This window comes from Bombilactobacillus folatiphilus (assembly GCF_023380265.1).
GTDB lineage: Bacteria > Bacillota > Bacilli > Lactobacillales > Lactobacillaceae > Bombilactobacillus > Bombilactobacillus folatiphilus.
This window is the reverse complement of record NZ_CP093366.1, coordinates 109,373-130,023: the sequence shown is the minus strand read 5'-3', so window position 1 is coordinate 130,023 and position 20,651 is coordinate 109,373. Positions and strand designations below refer to the sequence as shown.

The window sequence follows — 20,651 nt, the reverse complement described above, 5'->3', positions numbered from 1 at the left end:
TGTGCTTAAATTAAGAAAATTCTAGTGTCCGGCAAAATAACCACCGATCATCGCAATGGCTAAAATAATTAAAACAATGGTGGTGATCGCTACATATAAGTAGTCTTTTTCTTTCAAAAAAGCATAAATGGAAACAACCACCCGTAAAACTGGCGTCAAGATTAACAAGAACGCTCCCAACATCATCACCGCATATGGTTTTAATTGCACAACGCCGCGGAAAATGGCCGCAAAAGTCGTAGGATAAGTCTTAGCCGCATAACCGCCTTGACCTTGTACCAGCATCAAAACTATCCCTAAAACCATGACGACAACGGATACAATGACGCCCACACGTAAAATTTTACCGATTAATAATTCAATATCGCACATTTCATCTTTTTTCATCAAATGTTGACCCCGAATCCCTTCAAAAACATTTGTAAACCTAAATACAGCAGAATGGGAATAAAGATGATCCGAATCACTTTCGGGTGCAGATGTTGCATAATTCGACTGCCAATCGTGGCGCCAAACACCACGCCCAACGCTAATGGCACTGCAATATTTGGCAAAATAGTCCCATTAAAGAAATATACCGTCGCACTGGCCGCCGCTGTCACGCCCATCATCAAATTACTCGTCGCACTGGACGGCTTGAGCGGCATGCGCATGATGTTATCCATCGCAATTACCTTGAACGCGCCACTCCCGATTCCCAACAAGCCACTCGCAAGCCCGGCTGCCAGCATCATCAAAAAGCCACCCGGTACATTTTTAACTTGATAATCGACCTTTTGCTTGAGCGCTTTATCATAATAGCTACCGTTCAAGCGCAATTTTTGCGAAAGATAGTCCGGCTGAATCACAGCTTGCTCCGCAGTAGCTGGCTTATTCAACAACTTTTTGACCATGTTATAACAGGATTGCAACAACAACAGACTAAACAACACATACAAGACTGATTTGGGAATCCAACCATTCAACGCCGCACCTGTAACGGCACCAACTGTCGTCGCAATTTCCAAAAACATCGCCACACGCAAATTCAGCATGTCATCTTTCAAAAACGAAATCGTCGCCCCCGAACTTGTCGCAATGACCACGATAATGCTGGTTCCAATGGCGTATTTAATATCCAAGCCCATGGCAATCGTCAAAATCGGCGTGACAATCATGCCACCACCAATACCTAAAATCGAGCCTAAAATACCTGCAAAGAGACCCGTTACTAACATCAACAACAAATTTGCAATCATTTTTGATCCTCAGAAGCTTGGGCAGCTTGTTCTTGATTGTCCATCGCTTGCTTTAAGTTAGCGGTAATCATCTCCACAATTGACTGCTGACAATCCATGAGATTACTGGGATCTTGCGCCACCTCATCAATACGCAAATGTGAAACATTAATCCATTCACAATCTGTTACAAGATAGGCGTGCAATGTCCGCTTCTCGTCAGCATCCAAAAAGTGACTCACCTTCGCACTATCGACCCACGGCAAATTAATCAGACTCATTTGAATGGAACAAGTCACCGGGAAGTTTAAGCCTTGAAAATCTAAAATTCCTTGTGCCAAATAGCCACTATCACAAGCTTCACTCAACTGTTCACAACTTGTTTGTACCGCAGCGGCAATTTTACTTTGGGCTAAACTTTTGGTCATTTTAACTGTTTGTGTAAAACTTTGGTAATCTTGATTTTGAATTTTATCTTGAAATTGTTTCGTTGTAATTTCCATAATAAGACCCTTCTATTAATAAAATTATCATACTACTGCACCTTAGTGGATTCAATTATCTATCAATGCGTGACTGATTTGCTTCAAACTTTTTTAACAAGTTATAATTTTTATGGTATTATTACAGCTTAAAATAATTAGACATAAATGAGAGCTTTTACAGTAAGGGGAGAACCGTAATGGCACAAAAAGATGAATTAGCACGAACTTTATCCTCACGTCATGTGAGCATGATTGCTTTAGGCGGCACAATCGGTACCGGACTATTCTTAGGATCGGGAGAATCAATTCATAAAGCAGGACCATTGATTTTGGTCATTTACTTAATTACTGGATTGTTCGTCTTTTTAATGATGCGTGCTTTAGGCGAATTATTACTATCTGACACGAAAAAAATTATTTTTGTTGATTTTATCAAAGAATACTTAGGTGATCGTACGGGTTTCATCATGGGCTGGACTTACTGGTTAGGCTGGTTGGTCATTGCCATGTCTGAACTAACTGCAGTCGGAACGTATATGCAGTTTTGGTTTTCCCATATTCCCACTTGGATTTGGGAATTAGCCTTTTTGGCAATTCTTTATTTAATTAATATTATTGCCGTCAAAGCGTTCGGAGAAACAGAATTTTGGTTCGCACTTATTAAAATTGTCGCGATTTTGGCAATTATTGCCGTCGCTGTGATTATGGTTTGTCTGCATACCAAAACAAATCACGGCTATGTTCAATTCAGCAATTTATGGCGCTTTGGCAGTTCTTCCGGTCACCCTAAAGAAATTATTTCAGCCTTTCAGATGGCCTTCTTTTCCTTCTTAGGCGTAGAATTCGTGGGTGTTTCAGCGGCGGAAACTAAAGATCCATTCACCAATATTCCACATGCCATTAATTCTGTGATCATGCGAATTTTAATTTTTTACATTGGCGCCTTGGCAGCGATTATGATCATTCAACCATGGCCTAATTATAGTGCTGGTCATTCTCCTTTCGTCCAAGTTTTTGGGGGAATCGGCATCAAGGCAGCTGCTGGCATCATTAATTTTGTCGTGCTGACGGCCGCGGCTTCATCTCTGAATAGTTCCCTCTTCACGACTGGACGCATGTTATATTCAATGTGTCCTTCCACCAGTTGGTTGGGCAAATTGAATCGCAATCAGATTCCCATGCGCGCCATTTCCTTGTCCACGCTCTTAGTTGCATTAGTCGTCATCATCAATTATTTATCCCCGCAGGGTGCGTTCAAACTTATCACATCCATTGCTTCAGCGGGCTTTTTGGTAATTTACATGTTTTTAATGCTCACACATGCAAAATACCGTTCCTCAAATAATTTTCTGAGCGCCAACTCGAAACAATTTTTAATGCCTGGCGCTCCCGTAACTGATTATTTAACGATTATCTTTATGTTTTTAATTTTCTTGATTCTTTTATTTACTCCTGAAACAACTAGCACCACAGTCTTAACTTTAATCTGGTTTGTATTGATTTATTTGCTTAGTTTCAAAGTAGTCAAGCGTTAGCTATTTGAAATAGGAGTTCAAAAGAGATGCGATTATTTATTATTGGTGGTTCGTTTGCAGGTATCAGTTGTGCCCGCCAAGCTCGACAGCTATATCCTCACGCACAAATCACCGTAATTGAACGTAGCCCCACGCTCGGCTTTATTCCCGGTGGCTTGGTGCTTTATCTCAGACATAAGGTCGAGCATTTAGAAGATGCCGTGTTTGTCACGCCCACACAATTAGCAGCAGCCCAAATTGATTTACATTTGCAGGAACAATTAATTGCTATTGATCCCAAACATCATCAAATTACGACTGATCAACGACAATACTCTTATGACAAATTAGTTTTGGCCATGGGTTCTGAACAACAATCGTTAAATATTAATCTAGACGGTACCGACTGGAATTCTAGTTTCAAAACCTATCTGGGAGCCCAAAAAGCTCTGAAAATCATTCAAAAAGCTCAAACATTAACAATTATTGGTGCAGGCCAATCCGGGATGGAGCTCGCTAGCGCTTTAATTGCCAACCAGAAGGCAGTCAATCTAATTGAAACTGCCAGTTATCCGTTGTTCAAATACTTCGATCAAGATTTTTTGCAACCCTTTATTAGGGATTTACAAACTCAACAACAATTGCAACTTTATTTTGATACAACCATCAAACAGATCAAACAACATGACGGTTTTGCCGTGCAAGTCAATGGAAATGATATCCAAAGTGATTACATTTTTGGAACGGTGAATGTGCATCCACCCAAAAATCAGCTCACTCAGCAATTTGCCTTGAACGTGGATAACACTTTACAAACCAATCAATATCTAGAAACTTCCATTCCCGATATTTTTGCGATCGGTGACTTGATTCACGCACCTGCACAACAACCAAACGAGCTGGGACCATACTTGGCCCAAGTGACTCATGCACTCAGATCAGGACAAGTGGCGGCCTATAATTTGCAACAGGCAAAAATTCCGTGCAACAGTGGCGTTAAAACTGTGGGCACGCAAATGTTTGATTGGTATTTGGCTAGTAGCGGTCTGTTGGAAGCGAATGCTTTTAGTGTTCAATCAGACATTGACAGTCACATTTTCTGCCAAAATTATTCCTTGTTGAATCCTCAACCAATGTATTACAAAGCGATTTATACCAAAGATACCCATCAATTATTAGGCTTGCAAATCATGTCCAAAGTCAATTGCCTCGCCAAAATTAATCCTGCCGCTTTAGCGATTCAACAAGGGTTGACTTTAGAAGCATTAATGCAAAGCGACTATTTTTTTCAACCAGAATTCACGAATCTCAGCGAACCACTAAATAGATTATCGTTAGGAAGTGACCGTAGCGATGCGTTATGAGGATTTGCTTAAAACTAAAGAAGCCAAAGAAGTGACACTCGTCAAATTGCTTATTAATGCTGGGGGCACGATGGACGCTAAGGCTATGTATCAACAATTACATTTATCCAAAAAATCTTTGGAAAACTATATTGAAGAAACGGCGCAAACTTTGCAGGATTTTGCACCTGCTTGCCAACTGACTTATAACGGCGTGACCTTAACTTTTCAAAAGCCGCCCGAATTGTCGTTAAAAGCATTAGAACAAAAAATTTATCTAAGCTCTAGTAAATATCAAATTCTCCTGACACTATTTAAAAAGCAAGAACTGAATTTGATTGTTTTAGCGCAAGATTTGTCCATGAGTGAGTCTTCAATCTCTCGCAAAATCAAAGAGTTAAATGTGTCACTGCAAGAATTTAGTTTGCGGATTTGGCAAGGCAAATTATGCGGCGATGAAAGTCAAATTCGTTATTTTTACTTCAATTTATTTTGGGGCTTAGAACAAGGATTCGACCAGATAACACCTTCAGAACAGCATATTATCCAAGATTTAACCCGAGGATTACAACTCACTTTGACCGAAACAACCCGCCGAAAATTATTACTTTGGTTGCGGATTACCAAAAAACGCATCAATAATCCTCAAATCAACTTTGGCGCCTTTGCTCAGCAATTTCAACCTTTTCAAAAAGAACCTTTATACCAAAAATTGCGCCCGCTCATGCAACGAATTAACAGTTTTTATGCGTTGGAATTGCGCCCTGAAGAAACTATGCTTCACTTTGCTTTTTTCCAGAGTATGGGGATTTTGGAGCAAACTGATTTTGTTCAACATCAAGCGACTACCGGTGCAAAAACACTGGTTGATCATTGCAACGAACGTTTATTTCACCAAATTGCACAATTTTATGACCAGCCGCATATTGAACCAGACTTACAAACCAAATGTCTTTATTACTTAACTCAAATGCATATGAAACTCTATTTTTTTCAAGGTGATTTTGAAATTTATAATTTAAAAATTGTCGACCAACTGGACCACAATCTCTATCTCAATGGCATTAAACAGCATGCGCAATATTTGTCAGCCATAATGCAATCTGAATTACAACTGCAAACGAGTTCTAGTGTACAAAAAATGACACTCGTGCGCTACGCCAGCATTATCATGATAGTTGATTTGGCAATTCGCCATACGATTCGCCTCGGTGTTGCGTTGAATCTAGAAGGTGCCTTTCAAGAAGAGGCCGCACAAATCTTGGCGCTCCAATTAAAGAATCTCAACGGTGTGCAAGTAGAAACTTTTAACGCCAAACATCAATATGATCTGGTTATCACTAACACGCAATTACAGTTAGACGCACCAATTTATCAAATCACCGAAGTCAATTCAGCTTATGATTTAAGTGAGGTTAAGCGTTTGATTCACAAATTAGCTTAAGTTTTAAATAAGTTGTCAAATAATTATATTTTTATACAAAAAGTGGCAAGATGCTCATCTACCACCTTGTTAGAATTAACTAATAGTGATTATTAGTCACAACTATTAATTCTGATGGGGGATTTATTTTGCATAATAAGCGTCAATTATTAGTAAATAGTTTCAATTTAGCTTTAATTTTGATTTTGATCGTCAGTTTGCTGCCCTTATCCAAAGTACAAGCAGCGCCAGTTTCTGATCAATCTCGTCAAAATTTTCAAACTTCTTTGACAAAAATGCAAATTCAGCCTGTTGAGCCCCTTTCATCAACTCATGAAACCCAAGATTCCATAACCAATGATCCACCATCAAATCCTTCCGTTAATCCTGTCAGTAATTTCCAACAGCAACTAAATTTAAGAGATGGCAGTTGGTGGTATATTAGTGGTGAAACCTTGATAATCAACCAAAATGGTCCTGATGGTGAAGGCTTAAGTTATGATGAGGATACTACGGAAAAAACTAATAGTGGTAACAGTAATGATACATCCAGTTATTCCTCGTCTAGAATATGGCCTTGGCAACAGGAAGCTGGTCTCACAATAAATTCTATTCAAATAAATACACCTTTAACTGTTAAAAATCAGAATGCATCTTTAGAATACTTGTTTGGCGGTTTAAACTCAGTCACCACCATCTCCGGTTTAAATAATTTGGACACGACGGGTGCGACCAGTATGAAAGCAATGTTTTATGGTGATTATGCGTTATCCAGCATAAACGGAATTGAAAATTTTGTGACTAATTCTGTGACTGATATGAGTTATATGTTTAGTAATAGTGCTTTAAATGATACCACCAGTCCAACAATCACTTTTCAGCCACAGGATAATGTATGGGATACTGCTAAGGTCACTAACATGCAAGATATGTTTGCCAATAATAGTATTAAATTAATCAATTTATATAAATTAAACGTCACACATGTAAAAAATATGAGCCTTATGTTTTACCAATATTTTCAGCAAGCATCCGCACCTGTCAGTTTAGACTTGAGTCAATGGCAAACTGATTCTTTAACAGACATGTATAGTATGTTTGCTGAAAGTCAAATTTCGACAGTTAAATTTTTTGATCATGCTCACAATTTTTTAGGTTTTAATACTTCTCACGTTACCTCTTTTCAAAGTTTATTCCAGTATGATGCTGCCTTGACAGAACCACCTAATGATGACTACAATTTTGCACTCCTACAAACTAACCAGGTCACAAGCACTTCTTATATGTTTGCGGGAACTAGTTTTTTAACAATTAATTTAACAGGATTTAAGGTTGATAACGTTATTGATATCTCTGACATGTTCTATAATTGCACTAATTTGACAAAAGTTAATGGACTTGAAGACTGGTCCACTGGTGGAATAACGAATATGGGGGCTGTTTTCGAAAATTGTTCTAGTTTACGTGATATTTCTAATTTGGCAAACTGGGATACTGCTAAGGTAACGAATATGCAATCTATGTTTTCATCTACCGGTTTACAATATCTAGATGTTAATAGCTGGAACGTCTCTCAAGTTCAAAATATGGATAGTATGTTTAGCTATTGTTCTGATTTAATTCATTTGAATTTAACTAATTGGCAATTCAACGATCCTATGACTAACCAAACTAGTTTAAACAATGCTAACTCCATGTTTAGTGGTTGCTCTAACCTGCATACCCTAGACATTAGTCCCATGAACTTAACGTCGTCTAACTCCAGTGGCAATATTTCATACAACAAGATGTTTCAAGGTGACAGTAATCTCTGGAAAATAGTTTTAGGATCTCAAACTAATTTTAGAGATAGTAATTCTGTGGCCAAATTAAACGATGGACCGGCTGGTAAAATGTTGGGTGCTGATTCATTAAATACTTCTGCTGAATTTCCTACAACCTATACTTCTAACGGTGGTTGGCAGGATAAAGCTGGGGGTAGTGATCACGAACCTAATGGTACTTCATTTGAGAGTGGAGTTGCCGTGTTAGACGACGATCGGTTAGCTGGTTCCAAAACTTACGTCTGGCGACAAACTAAGGGAACTATCTCTTTGACACAATATCCAGGTGATTTAGACTTTCAAAGTCATTACATGAATGAACCTCTAGACAATTTAACTCCCAAATCGACAGACAAGGAAAAACCGTTTGCCATTAGCGTTAATGATACAAGAGATCCCCGTGTCCGAGGTGGTTTTACGATTAATTACAGTCTTTCACCTTTTGTACTTGATACAAATCAGACCATTTCCTTTACACCACAATTATTATTCAATGATCGACTATCAAATAATAATTCCGGGATTATGTATGAAAATAGCGTTAAGGAACCACCAACCAGCGATGCCTCCACATATTCTCACAGTTGGACCTCCATTCCATTTAAATTAGATGCCAGCAATGTTCCCCACAGTGGTTCTTACACCGCCACCATGGTATATACCTTAACAAACTCAGTTACTAATCCAACCACGAATATTTAATAAAACAGCCACCAGTTCATAGCTGGTGGCTGTTTTGTATACTTTTATATGACATCTCTTGTATGGAAATCAAATAAAATTGATAATTCATTTTGTGGATATTTACTTGTATAAAAAGACGATCTAATTTTGTTTAACGTAGTATCGGGGTCCAAACAAAGACATAAGGATTGAAATGATACTGGGAAGATAGAGTTATTATCTGACTAAATGTATAAATTCTTGTACCTGGACGATAATCATCACTCGTCGTAACTAGCGTCCAAGTCCCATCTTTACTATAAAATTGAGAATTTTCAGGTAATGGATTCTGATCATCTGGCGCTGGCGCCAAACCACAATCACTATTCAAACGCGCATTAGAACCTAAAGTGATTTTCCACAAATGAGACTTAATAGGATCATGCCCTGTAAGGGGTTGATCCGCATCGACTGTGCTAGTCAACATATTCGTTTCTTTCGCAGAAACCAAATTCCAATCAGTTAAATCTAATTGCAACAAATTAGCACAATCATAGAACATTCTGGAAATGTCCACATTTCCAGAAACATTCAACTTGGTGGCATCAAAATTAGTTAACTTCTGACATCCTTCAAACATACTACTATAATCTGTCACCTTGCTACTATCAAAATGATTAATCAATTTGTCAGTTTGATAATCTAGCTTATTCAACTTAGTGTCTCCTTTAAACATCTGAGACATATTTTGCACTGAGCTAGTCTGTAAGTTTCCTAAACCATAAACATCTATTAAATTAGGCATATCTGAAAACATATTTTTTAATGAAGTTTGGGCGGTCACATCAGGTTCAATTTGGACGCTCCGAATGGTAGAACGTTCTTGATCCCAAGGCCAACTTTCTCTTGTAACTTGCCCGGCATTATCCTTCAATTCATCGTCGGCAATTGCATGTTTATGAATTGTCAAAACGCCCTTGGTAATATCCCACCAAGGGGTTGTTGTATCTACTGTCACCTTTGGACTAGTAGTCGATGCAACTGTACCAGTTTTTGGCCAATTGATACCACTGACCACTGCTTTACTAGTAAAAGATTGACCATCGGAGGCATTTTCTAAGACTTTGACACGATAAATTTTAGTTACTGGTGTATTACCAAATGGCACATCACCAACATAGGCTTGGGCTACATGGCTACCATCGCCCATATTTTCTAACCAATTAGGTAATTGATCCGTTAACTGCACCATTTTCCAAGTATCTTGAATCCCCGTTTCTTGATTATTGTCAATTGAAACTTGGTATTCTAATACGTCACCTGGTTTAGCTTTCACTCCTTCTTGCGAAAAAGTGCCATCACCTGTCGTTTCATTACGCACAGATTCAACAACTTTCGGATTAGAAATCGGAGCCTTAACTTTGACAATTGGACTATTAGTTGATTTCAACCTTTTTCCATTAGTTGGCCAATTGTCACCGCCAACACGTAATCTGCTGGCAAAAGATGACCCAACGGCAGCATCTTTTGCAACATTTACTTTATAAGTTGTAGACTTCGTTTGCCCAAATGGTACCGCACCTAAGTCTCCTTTAGCCGTTAACTTAGGATTCCCATTTTGGTTATTCCATGTCAACCAGCCACCGTCAGGTAAATTATTTCTAAAATTAACATTATTCCACGTCTCTTGAATCCCGTGACCATCACTATTATCGACCGTAATGCGATATTGCAACTCATCGCCAGGAACTACAGAAATTTGATCGGTCGTATACGCTCCCTTGGCGGTTACATCACGAACCTCTTCTTTAATCAAGGGATTAGAAGGTTGTACTTTCGTTTGAATCTTAATCTCTGGATTATTGCTTGCAGAAACCACACTCCCCTTTGCTGGCCAATTCTGTCCGAATAAGTCTGTCTCACTCTTTAAAGTTTGACCCGACGTCGCATTAGAACTAACCTTCACACGATAAGTTTTGGTTACCAGACTGTTGCCAAATGGTACATCAAATGCTGGTAAACTGATGTTTTGACCCCCGTCTAAAGGTGAAGTTAAGCCGGTAGGCAACTTTTCTGTCAAATTAACACCGTTCCAAGTTTCTTTGAGACCATGAGCCTGACTATTATCAACGGACACTTGATATTCTAAAGTATCACCCGGATTGGCTGTTACTTCAGAAGAACTAAAATCAGTCCCCTGCGTAACATTGCGAATCTTCTTCGTCACTAATGGATCGGTTTTATTAACCACAGGTTTGACATCAACCTTATCCAATGCAATGGCGCTGGTCATCGTCTTATCACCAGTACCAGCGGTGAAGCCCCAATACATCGGCTTACTCGAATTAAAATCACTCAACGATTTGGTGTAAGCAATCGTCTGCGTACTTGGCATTAACGACCCCGATTCCGCAAAATGAGAAGTATCTGTATGCGAAACGGTCAAAGTACCAGTATTATCAGCCAAATTAGGCTCCCAGTGTACTTCAACTTGCTTCCAAACATTCGATACCATACTTGGATCATACAAAACCGCCAAATGCTTAATTGCAAAATGGTCACCAACATTGGTCACCGATCCATCCGTAATGGCGACATGATTATGATTCTTAGGTGCATTAGAATCCATCTTTAAGTCACTATCACTTGCATCATCGTTATATTTAGGATCAAATTCCACCGTCAATCCTTGCTTATATGCCGGTTGATAAGTGCTGCTATTACGCAAAGCCCCATAAACACCAATCGCTTCACCTGCATGTCCGAGCAAATAAGGATTTTCATTTTGCATAGTAAAAGTTAAACCATCACCACTTTTAGTGGGACCAGCACCATTTAAATAATATTGAAAGTTGATGGTAAACGGCTTTTTAATATCAATTGGTGTTTTGTTCCACATCGACTTAGCCATGGCATTTTCGCCCTGACTCATCACCTGCACTTCAGTATGTCCAGCCAACATAATATTACCGTTGTTAGCACTATTACTATTAACAGTAAAATTATCCCCTAATGTTGTGACTTGACTACTATACGGCGGATCAGGAATGGTCGTCTTTGCAGACACATTTTCCCCCCCAAGACCTTCGATAAAACCAAATACCGTTACTAAGGTCAATAAAGTAACAATATAATGTAACTTTTGCTTCACTGTATTTTCCCCCTTTAAAAATCTGCATAATGACACATGTTCAATCTAGCTTACTAAATGGGTCAAAAGCAAAGATTTAGACTTGTGATTTTATTAACTCATATAACTTGCCTCATTTAAACTAAAAAATCCGCCCATAATGAGATATGGACGGATGATAATTATTTTAAATTAGATATGATAACGTTGCTGACCATTTAAGTAAGTGGCCTGTAATTCCATCTTTGGATTCAACACAATAAAATCGGCGGGATGTTCAGGTAAAATGGCACCGGCCTTATCATCAATGCCAATGCTTCGAGCAGGCGTATCCGTCGCCATCTCAATCGCATCTTGAGGCGTAACCAAATTCCAATCAACTAAATTCTTGATCGCATCGTTCAATTTTAAGATACTCCCCGCTAAATTGTGATCCCCATCTTGGAGTCGCGCTGTCCCATCAGCCACCACCACGGGCAATTCACCTAGCATATAGTTGCCATCAGGCATTAACCCTGCGGACATACAATCAGTGACCAGGATAATATGTTCGGAGCCTTTTTGATTTAACAAAATTTTGACAGCATTAGGATACACATGATGACCATCACAAATCAGTTCATCATTGACTTCAGACAAACTCATCGCCGCCCCGACCATACCAGGTTCACGGTGACTCAAGCCACTCATGCCGTTATAAGTATGTGTAAAAGTGGTTGCGCCAGCTTCCACGCAAGCTTTGGCTTGTTCAAAAGTAGCCGAGCTATGCCCCAAAGCCACAACCACACCCGTTTTACTGATAGCTTCGGTGAATTCCACCGCACCATGACGCTCCGGCGCAATCGTAATTTGACGTAATAATCCTTGGGCAGCGTCTTGCCAATCATAAAAAATTTCAGGATCAGGATCCATAAAATACTTTGGATTCTGCGCCCCTTTATGTTCAGGCGTGAAAAATGGTCCTTCAAAATTAATTCCAGCCACTTTTGCGCCTGTTAGTTGCTCTTGACTAGCGGCAATAGTCGCACAAATATCCTGCAGTTGTTGCTTAGAACCAGTAATTGTCGTTGGCATCCAAGATGTGACCCCACAGCGCAACAGAGCTTCAGACATTTCATTGAGACCTTCAGAATCATTATCCATAACATCATGACCCGCAATCCCATGAATATGCGTATCAATCAACCCCGGCGCAATCCACTGATCTTGATAATCCAAAATTTCACTCGTTGGACGGTGACTTTCGGGCAAATACTGACCAAAATTCCCGTCATTCGTAATTTCCAAATAACCACCATTTTCAGTCGTATTCTTTAAAAAGAACTTTGCTGCATGAATATATTTCATCACTATTTCCCCCGTTTTATTCTAATTTTACTCATCTCTTTTAAGAAAGTAAACGAACATTCCCATTTGGCCAACAAAAAAGTGTAACCAACCCGATACAGTTGATTACACTCTTAAAAACAAATTAAGCTTGATCTTCATAAAAACGCCATTTGCTTTGAATGATTTTCTCACACAAATCCGCGTAATTAATACCGACCACAGCAGCTTCTTGAGGAATCAACGACCGCGGCGTCATCCCCGGCAAAGAATTGGCTTCCATGACATACACGCCTTCGTCATTAACCAAGAAGTCAATGCGACCATAATTTTCCATATTCAAAGCTTTAAAGGTCGCCTTCGTCCACTTATTCAAAGCTTCCAACGTTTCGTGATCCAATTCTGGCGGTGTGATAAATTGTGTTTGATTATTATCTTGAAATTTATGTTGAAAATCGTACCAACCCTGTGTCACGACGATTTCAACTGGTGGCAAAACTTCTCCATCCACAATGGCAACCGAAAATTCACGACCCTTAATATACTTTTCAATCAAAACGTCATCATCAAACTTAAAGGCATCAAGCAGACTTTCTTTTAAATCCGCATGCTTTTGCACAATATGTGTCCCCACGCTAGAACCACCATTAGCTGGTTTGACGACGACTGGGAAGCCAAACGTAATCGCGGATTCGTCCACGTCGGCAGTTTTGGTCGTAATATAAGGGGCTGTCGGAATCTGATTTTGCATGAAGACTTCTTTGGAAAACTTCTTATTCATTGCTAAACCTGAAGCCAGTGGACCACTGCCAGTGTAGCGAATATCAAAGACATCCAATGTTGCTTGAATTTTACCATTTTCGCCATCTTCACCGTGTAAACCAAGGTAAACCAAATCAGCTGCTTGGCAAATTTTTAATACGTTAGGACCCAATAAGCCACGTGTGCCATCGGTCCGCAAAGCGTTAATCTTGTCATCAGTCAAGACCTCGTCAGCAATTACCAAATTACTTTCGTCAGCCAATTGCGTGGAGAACAAATCCTCCACTGATTGCGACGGATCTAAGGCTTGCCCCAAGAATGAATCAACCAACGCCACTTCGTAACCTTTACCACGTAAAGCATTCGTAATCTTGACACCTGAAGATAGTGAGACATTGCGCTCGGTACTGCGACCGCCAGATAAAACTACAATTTTCATTTTTTTCTCCTTAAATTGAATTTAGGATTATTTAAGAACAATTCCAGAACCTAAAGTATAACATATTTAAAACGTTAACAGATTATTTAACCAAATATCTTAATAATGAAGATTACACGACTTTTGAATTCTGTAAGTGGTTTCCTTATTATAATCTTGCTATAATTAACCTAGTTTCCTAATTAGGAGGGATCAAACTATGCACAAAAAAGTTTCATTACTCACCATCCTGACTTTGGCCATTAGCAGTTTTTCAATATGGATTAATCCTGTGCGCGCGGATGATAATCAAAATTGGAATACACCGGTCATGACGTTAGGAACTTCATTATCCACCAGTCAACGTCAAGGTACCATCGATGTTTTATCGAATCAGATTGCCAACAAGAACTTTCAAAAGCTCACCGTTACTGGCGCTACTTTAGTGCAGTATCTCAATCCTGCTGGTGATAATTTTACAAATAATTCTGGAGTTTGGTCCTCAGCCTTAATTGAGAAAACTGCCAAGGGATCCGGAATTAACGTCCAAATTTTGAAATATAATGGTAAAAATAACATCACTACAATTACAGAAAATCAGTATCGTAACGCTGCCTTAACCGCCGGGATCAGTGACGCTAATATTTACGTCACCTCCGCCACCCCGATTGATGGTTCGGGTGCTTTAGCCGGAGTTTATGCTGCTTTTGCACAAAATGGTGACCACTTAAATGAAAATCAAGTTGCCGCAGCTCAAAATGAAATGAACACACTCAGTCAAATTAATCAACAAAATAAAAGCCAAAATGGCTATAGTGATACGCAACTCAACAATGCTGTCGCGCAAGCCAAAAGTCAAATGGCGAAGATTGGTCCCAACATCACGGTGAACCAAATTACCAATATCGTTAATAACACGATTCAAAGTAACAATCTGCAAAACATTATCACTGCTAATCAAAAACAGCAAATCATTAATTTGCTCGTGCAAGTCCGCGATTCGGGAGCTTTAAAAAATGGCAATTTCAAACAACAAGCCAACAAACTAAGTTCTGATATCAAAAGTCATGCTCAAGCCATTATTAACAAAGTGAATACACCGCAAAATCAGAACCTGCTCCAGCAAATTTGGACCAGCATTACTAATTTCTTTAGCCATTTATTTGGTGGTAATCAGAATCAACCACAATAATAAAGCAACCTACAAATTAAAGAAAGATTGAATAACTTAATTTAGGATTGATTGTCGATATTCTATCGGCGTCAATCCTTTTTTCAGTTTAATTCATCCAGCTGTGACTGCAAAAATTCAATCACTGCTTTATATTGAACAATTCCATAATTTACCGTAATTAATTGCGTTTGTGAGATTCCTTGTTGCTGCCACATTTGATAGTTATCTAGCAATTGTTGTAACTGCCCTTTTTTTCTAGCTAATTCTTCTTTAATAAGTTTCTCTACTTGTTCTTTTGGTAAATCGGCTCCGAAAAATAAATGGAGCAAGAAATCAGATTTAAAAGTTGATGGTGCCACATCAGCAGATAAATATTCGGCAAATTCTCTTTGCCCTTTATCGGTAATCGAATAAATATTCTTATTAGGCTTACCGGATTGAATAATTTCTTGCTTCGAAATAGAGCCAGCTTGTTCTAGTTTCTTGAGCGTGGGATAGATCATGCCATACGTACCATCACAGAAATAAGATAACTGATTTTGCAAAATATCATTAATTTCATAACCTGTTTTATCAGACGTACTCAAAATACCTAAAATAATATCTTTGCCCTTCATATGCCACCATCACCGAATAATTTTATTAAAGTCAATCGTACCACAAAATTAACTAGATTATTGACATCCCAAGATAGATTGATTATATTAACTTTATTAATATTAATAATATGAATAAAGGGATCTTATTATGAAAAAAAATCTTTTGCTCATTGCTTACGTGTTGTTAGCACATATAGATATGACTAATAACCCCGTCGTTGTCGGAACTTGTTTGATTTTGGGAACGGGTTATGGCATTATTGCTGGACCTATAACTTTGCTAGCAGCTTCAGATTTTGAAGGTAAACTCCTGACAGCTTCGCAAAGTATCGCTGGCGTTTTGCGCCAAGTCGGAACGATTTTAGCAGTTGCTATTTATGTAACTAGCTTATATAGCAACTTAAATACAGCACATGATCATTCTGTTAACTATATTCATCAAAAAGTTGCCACACTAGATGTACCTCAAGCAAAGCAAAAAGTAATTATTAAGAAATCGGTTGCTGCCCTAAGCAGTAACAAGACTAATACCAATACCAAACATTTCACGAAAGAAGATAAAAAAGAACTCGTTGAACACAATTATCATAAAGTTATCCAGCAACAACCGAATTTACCACCACAACAAGCTGCAGTCATTAAACAACAAGTTCGAAAAAAAGTATTGCAACGTGTCACCAAACTGAATGCCCAAATCAATCATGTGATTCAAAAAATCAAAAATTACGCACTTAGTCAGCACAATAAAGCTTTCATCAAGTTATATTCCAGTTCCATTATTTTTGTAGCAATATCTATCTTTTCTTTCTTACTTTTTCCAAAGAAAAAAGACAGTAGTGGCAATAAAGCATGATAAAAAAGCTCCACCAATCAATTTTGGTAGAGTTTTTTTATCAAATAATAGGATCGCCGTTAATATAAATTTAACAAGTAACCTTCTATTTTATTTACATATCATCCATCGTTTTATTCAACAACCGATCCACAAACACATTCCCGGCATTATCTGCGTGCCCCTTCGTCCAAACAAATTGAATCCGTGGAAAAGTCGGTAAAAGCTTGACGAACGCTTGCCACAACTGTACATTCAAAACTGGTTGTCCGTCAGCTTTTTTCCAGCCTCGACGTTGCCAATTTTGGAGCCAATGCTTGTTAATCGCATTCAACACATAACGTGAATCCATAGTAACCAAAATTGCTTCATACTGCAAATTGAGGTTAATTAATTGCTTCAACCCTTGCAATAAAGCCAGCAATTCCATTTGATTATTGGTTGCACCCAAACAACCTTGACTATCTGAATAACGCTGAGCCGGCGTCACAATCAGATACGCCCAAGCAGCTTTATCCGTCGCGTTGACGTGACCACCATGGACATTACCCGTATTGCGCGTCCCACCATCAGTGTATAACTGAATTATTGGTGTCGGCGCGGAAGTTGAGGCCGTGGATTTAGTACCGTCTGATTCCAAAAACGCTTGCGCTTGGGCTAAAGTCACAAAACTTTTAAACTGGGCACCAGAAAAGCCCGTGACTTGTCGCTGGCAATCCGCCCAAGTTTGATAAATTCCCGGCTGACGACCAGATTTCACAGCATAATATTTTTTCATATTTTTCTCCTGTAACTAGAATTACCCTTTCAGAACCTGTATGATATTGAATAGCGATTTTACTCAATTAGAGGACACTTAAAGCATGAGCGCTTGGCGATATCTGCATCAGCAACTAGATAATAAACAAACAGCCACAATTCCGATTTGTAAATTAGACCAGACTATTTCCGTAACTTCTAGTCAAGAACAAATTCCAACCTTTTACATTCACGGATTTCGTGGTGGTAATTACACCACTGAGAAAATGGTTGGTTCTGCCCAAAAAGTGACAGGATCACCCGTTTTTTTGCGTGCCACCGTGGATTGGCATAGCAAAATCAATTATTCTGGTTACTGGTCTACTGCCCGTTATCCCATAGTACAACTCATTTTTCAAGATCGCTGGATTCCGTCAGCGCTTATGGAGCGTTGGTTCAATCAAATTCTGAATGATCTCAGCCAACGTTACCATTTTCAAAATTATAACGCGATTGCTCATTCTTTAGGGGCAGTGGCTGTCATTTCGCAGTTAATTCATACGTACAATCAACCATTGCCGCAGATTAATCGATTAGCTTTAATTGCGGGACCGTTTGACGGTTTGGTTGCTTTTGGTGATTTACCCAATATTAATCCGTTGGATGCTTCTGGTAAACCTGCTTTTATGACACCCAAGTATTTGTGGATGTACTTGAACCGCCACAAAATTCCAGCTAATGCCTTGGTTTTGAATATTTATGGTAATATTAATGACCACTCTAACACGGACAAATACGTTTCCGTCAGTTCCGCACGTTCCATCAAATATATTTTGCAAGACCAGGTTCGAGAATTCCAAGAATATAACGCGCTAGGCAATAGTGGTGAACATTCAAAAATGCATGATGATAAGCATGTGTTGCACAAAATTAATACGTTCATTTATCCCGAATTTACAGTTAGCAGGTCAGATTATGCCTAATTTACAAATTTTCCACCCTATTATTACCGCTCATTTTGAGTTAAACTTTTTAAGTTATCTGCCCGGTCAAATTATTCAAACCTTTTTGCAGACCGATATAGCGCAAACGTCTGCTTTTATTAATCGGGCTATGCAACAAATCATGCGTAATCAAGCTATCACTTGGGGTGTTTTAGCCAAAAAGTCACGGCAATTAATCGGTCTGATCACGATCAAGCATTTTGATAGTCCTCAACTATCTTTAACGTTAAACTTCAAGACAGAGGTCCCTGCCGAGATTTTGACACGTCTGCAACAGTTAATCAATGATCAATTCCATCATCAAGCTGTTCTAGTCACTGCCGAATCTACACAAGCAGCTTTATCACAAAAATTTTTCAACAAAAATCTTACTTAAGGAATTTTTTCATGCAAATTTTTATTAATATTGTTATTCTAATTTTTCTATTAAATACCATTGCCGCAATCATCACCGTTTTTCACCGACGGCGCAGTATCAGCACCACCCTAGCTTGGCTGATTGTGCTGATTTTATTGCCAATTATCGGATTCATTATCTTCGCATTCTTCGGTCGCGGCATTGCCCAAGAAAATCTTTTTGCCATTAGTAACGCTGAACACGTGGGATTAGAGCGCTTAAAGCAAATGGTATCCAAAGATTTAGCCAAAAAAAGACCCTCCGCGGCCAACGAAACCACAAAAAAAGCGCAACGCCAAATTGATTATTTTAACCAAAGTGAAGATGCTCCGGTGACCGTTCATAATCAGCCGAAAATTTTTACGGATGGCAAAGCTAAATTTGCCGCGCTAGAACAAGATATCAAAGCCGCTAAAGAAACCATTCATTTAGAATATTACTCCTTTTTTGATGATGATTTGGGGCGCCAAATCTTGCAATTACTGACCCAAAAGGCTCAAGAGGGTCTAGAAGTGCGCGTCATTTATGATCGCTGGGGGTCGCCGGGTGCCAATAAAAAATTTTTCAAGCCGTTAATGGAAGCTGGCGGGCAAGTAATGCCATTTATCACTTCACAAAATGCTATTACTAAGTATCGTTTAAATTATCATTTACACCGTAAAATTGTCGTTATTGACGGTAAAATTGGTTGGACAGGTGGCTTTAATATTGGTGATCAATACCTGGGACTGAAGCCTAAATTCGGCTATTGGCGTGATACTCATGTTCGGATTGTTGGGTATGCCGCTTTATCTTTACAGGAACGATTTGTCCTAGATTGGAACGCTTCGGTTAACCGCCATCATGAAAAGATTTTATTTCAAGAGAAGTATTTCCCAATTAACTGGGAAGTTCCGGAAGACATCACGCCGATTCAAATTGTTTCTGACGGTCCGGACAATAATTTCGACACTCTGAAGGGCGGTTTAATGAGCTTTGTTATGAATGCTCAAAAGAGTGTTTTGATCCAAACGCCTTATTTAATTCCTGATGATTCCATGCTAGACGCTTTATTAGTGACCGCCCGTTCAGGTACCAAAGTCAAAATTATGATTCCTGACAAACCAGATCATCCCTTTATTTACCGCGCAACGCAATTTTACGCCAATTTGTTGAGTGAAAAAAATATTGAGGTTTACATTTATAATAATGGCTTTATGCATGCCAAAACAGCGGTTTTTGATCATCAAATCAGCGCCATCGGTTCAATGAATCAGGACTATCGCAGTTATAGTTTGAATTTTGAAGCGGATGCTTTTTTATACGACACCAAGGTGAGTCAGCAGTTAACCAAAATTTTTGAAGAAGATATTAAACACTGCACTTTATTAACCATGGAGATCATAAACCAGCAATCCAGATGGTTACATTTCAAACAACTATTTTCCCGATTGCTGTCACCCATTTTATAAAATTTAATCATACCATTAGTCAGCGCATTTAAGCGTTGGCTTTTTTATGGTAATTAGATTTGCTAAAAGCATCAATTTATGAGAATTAAAATTAATTTTTATGAAATAAATTCTGACAGATGTCGACGTTGAAATCTGGGGTTCATTGAGACGCTTCCAGAATTAAAAACAAAAAGCTAATTGACTGACAAAACGGCGTTTCTTATTTTCTATACTATTTTTTTAATAAAAATGTCTTTAAAACTCATTCTAATAAATATTTTTATAGCTTGAACTGATTTTTGCTCATTTTATTCGAAAATGATATCATTAATTATGATTTTTTCTATTAAGGGCCTTAAATAAAATGAAT

Annotated in this window: 17 protein-coding genes; 9 read left to right on the top strand and 8 right to left on the bottom strand. The window is 38.6% G+C overall.

Annotated elements, in window-relative coordinates; all coding sequences use genetic code 11:
- Nucleotides 1-21 precede the first annotated feature (21 nt).
- Genes MOO45_RS00575 through MOO45_RS00565 form a run of 3 tightly spaced genes read right to left on the bottom strand, consistent with a single transcriptional unit; the run spans nt 22 to nt 1,720 of the window.
- A complete protein-coding gene (locus MOO45_RS00575; protein WP_249514494.1) occupies nt 22-387 on the bottom strand; it encodes a DUF1634 domain-containing protein in 366 nt (121 codons plus the stop codon).
- Nucleotides 387-1,238 (bottom strand): sulfite exporter TauE/SafE family protein, encoded by an 852-nt coding sequence (locus MOO45_RS00570; protein WP_249514493.1) that lies wholly within the window; start codon nt 1,236-1,238, stop codon nt 387-389. The genes MOO45_RS00575 and MOO45_RS00570 overlap by 1 nt, the downstream gene beginning before the upstream one ends.
- Nucleotides 1,235-1,720, bottom strand: a complete 486-nt coding sequence (locus MOO45_RS00565) for a hypothetical protein (RefSeq protein ID WP_249514492.1) — start codon at nt 1,718-1,720, stop codon at nt 1,235-1,237. The genes MOO45_RS00570 and MOO45_RS00565 overlap by 4 nt, the downstream gene beginning before the upstream one ends.
- 179 nt (nt 1,721-1,899) lie before the next feature.
- Here MOO45_RS00565 and MOO45_RS00560 point away from each other — a divergent pair, with 179 nt between their 5' ends.
- The 4 genes from MOO45_RS00560 to MOO45_RS00545 all read left to right on the top strand — a co-directional run bounded on the left by MOO45_RS00560 (nt 1,900) and on the right by MOO45_RS00545 (nt 8,507).
- The gene (locus tag MOO45_RS00560) at nt 1,900-3,237 is read left to right on the top strand and encodes an amino acid permease (RefSeq protein ID WP_249514491.1); all 1,338 of its coding nucleotides are present in this window, start codon (nt 1,900-1,902) and stop codon (nt 3,235-3,237) included.
- A 26-nt stretch (nt 3,238-3,263) separates the two neighbouring features.
- Nucleotides 3,264-4,580: an NAD(P)/FAD-dependent oxidoreductase gene (locus tag MOO45_RS00555; protein ID WP_249514490.1), complete on the top strand. Its 1,317-nt coding sequence runs from the start codon at nt 3,264-3,266 to the stop codon at nt 4,578-4,580.
- Nucleotides 4,570-6,003: a helix-turn-helix domain-containing protein gene (locus MOO45_RS00550; RefSeq protein WP_249514489.1), complete on the top strand. Its 1,434-nt coding sequence runs from the start codon at nt 4,570-4,572 to the stop codon at nt 6,001-6,003. The genes MOO45_RS00555 and MOO45_RS00550 overlap by 11 nt, the downstream gene beginning before the upstream one ends.
- Nucleotides 6,004-6,131: 128 nt before the next feature.
- The gene (locus tag MOO45_RS00545) at nt 6,132-8,507 is read left to right on the top strand and encodes a BspA family leucine-rich repeat surface protein (protein WP_249514488.1); all 2,376 of its coding nucleotides are present in this window, start codon (nt 6,132-6,134) and stop codon (nt 8,505-8,507) included.
- Between the two features lie 133 nt (nt 8,508-8,640).
- Here the strand turns inward: MOO45_RS00545 and MOO45_RS00540 are convergent, their stop codons facing one another.
- The 3 genes from MOO45_RS00540 to MOO45_RS00530 form a co-directional block, all read right to left on the bottom strand.
- Nucleotides 8,641-11,619, bottom strand: a complete 2,979-nt coding sequence (locus MOO45_RS00540) for a BspA family leucine-rich repeat surface protein (RefSeq protein WP_249514487.1) — start codon at nt 11,617-11,619, stop codon at nt 8,641-8,643.
- Between the two features lie 171 nt (nt 11,620-11,790).
- Nucleotides 11,791-12,948 carry an N-acetylglucosamine-6-phosphate deacetylase gene (gene nagA / locus MOO45_RS00535; protein ID WP_249514486.1) on the bottom strand — a complete coding sequence of 386 codons (1,158 nt, stop codon included), beginning with the start codon at nt 12,946-12,948 and terminating at the stop codon, nt 11,791-11,793.
- Between the two features lie 121 nt (nt 12,949-13,069).
- Nucleotides 13,070-14,125 (bottom strand): D-alanine--D-alanine ligase family protein, encoded by a 1,056-nt coding sequence (locus MOO45_RS00530; RefSeq protein WP_249514485.1) that lies wholly within the window; start codon nt 14,123-14,125, stop codon nt 13,070-13,072.
- Nucleotides 14,126-14,324: 199 nt separating this feature from the next.
- On the opposite strand from MOO45_RS00530, the gene MOO45_RS00525 reads away from it, so the two are divergent.
- Entirely contained in the window at nt 14,325-15,296 is a 972-nt protein-coding gene (locus MOO45_RS00525) for a DUF1002 domain-containing protein (protein ID WP_249514484.1), read from the top strand.
- Between the two features lie 83 nt (nt 15,297-15,379).
- Here MOO45_RS00525 and MOO45_RS00520 read toward each other — a convergent pair whose 3' ends face one another.
- Nucleotides 15,380-15,895 (bottom strand): PadR family transcriptional regulator, encoded by a 516-nt coding sequence (locus tag MOO45_RS00520; RefSeq protein WP_249514483.1) that lies wholly within the window; start codon nt 15,893-15,895, stop codon nt 15,380-15,382.
- Nucleotides 15,896-16,025: 130 nt separating this feature from the next.
- Between MOO45_RS00520 and MOO45_RS00515 the strand changes: the two genes are divergently transcribed.
- Nucleotides 16,026-16,730 (top strand): MFS transporter, encoded by a 705-nt coding sequence (locus MOO45_RS00515; protein ID WP_249514482.1) that lies wholly within the window; start codon nt 16,026-16,028, stop codon nt 16,728-16,730.
- Nucleotides 16,731-16,824: 94 nt separating this feature from the next.
- Here MOO45_RS00515 and MOO45_RS00510 read toward each other — a convergent pair whose 3' ends face one another.
- On the bottom strand, nt 16,825-17,487 hold the full coding sequence (locus tag MOO45_RS00510) for a ribonuclease H family protein (RefSeq protein ID WP_249514481.1): 663 nt from the start codon (nt 17,485-17,487) through the stop codon (nt 16,825-16,827).
- Nucleotides 17,488-17,572: 85 nt separating this feature from the next.
- On the opposite strand from MOO45_RS00510, the gene MOO45_RS00505 reads away from it, so the two are divergent.
- From MOO45_RS00505 to cls, 3 genes are read left to right on the top strand one after another with little or no spacing between them, the layout of a single operon-like run.
- Nucleotides 17,573-18,430 carry an alpha/beta hydrolase gene (locus MOO45_RS00505; protein WP_249514480.1) on the top strand — a complete coding sequence of 286 codons (858 nt, stop codon included), beginning with the start codon at nt 17,573-17,575 and terminating at the stop codon, nt 18,428-18,430.
- Complete coding sequence (locus MOO45_RS00500; RefSeq protein WP_249514479.1) at nt 18,423-18,827, top strand: hypothetical protein; 405 nt, start codon at nt 18,423-18,425, stop codon at nt 18,825-18,827. The genes MOO45_RS00505 and MOO45_RS00500 overlap by 8 nt, the downstream gene beginning before the upstream one ends.
- A gap of 11 nt (nt 18,828-18,838) precedes the next feature.
- On the top strand, nt 18,839-20,299 hold the full coding sequence (gene cls / locus MOO45_RS00495; protein ID WP_249514478.1) for a cardiolipin synthase: 1,461 nt from the start codon (nt 18,839-18,841) through the stop codon (nt 20,297-20,299).
- Nucleotides 20,300-20,651: the final 352 nt, after the last annotated feature.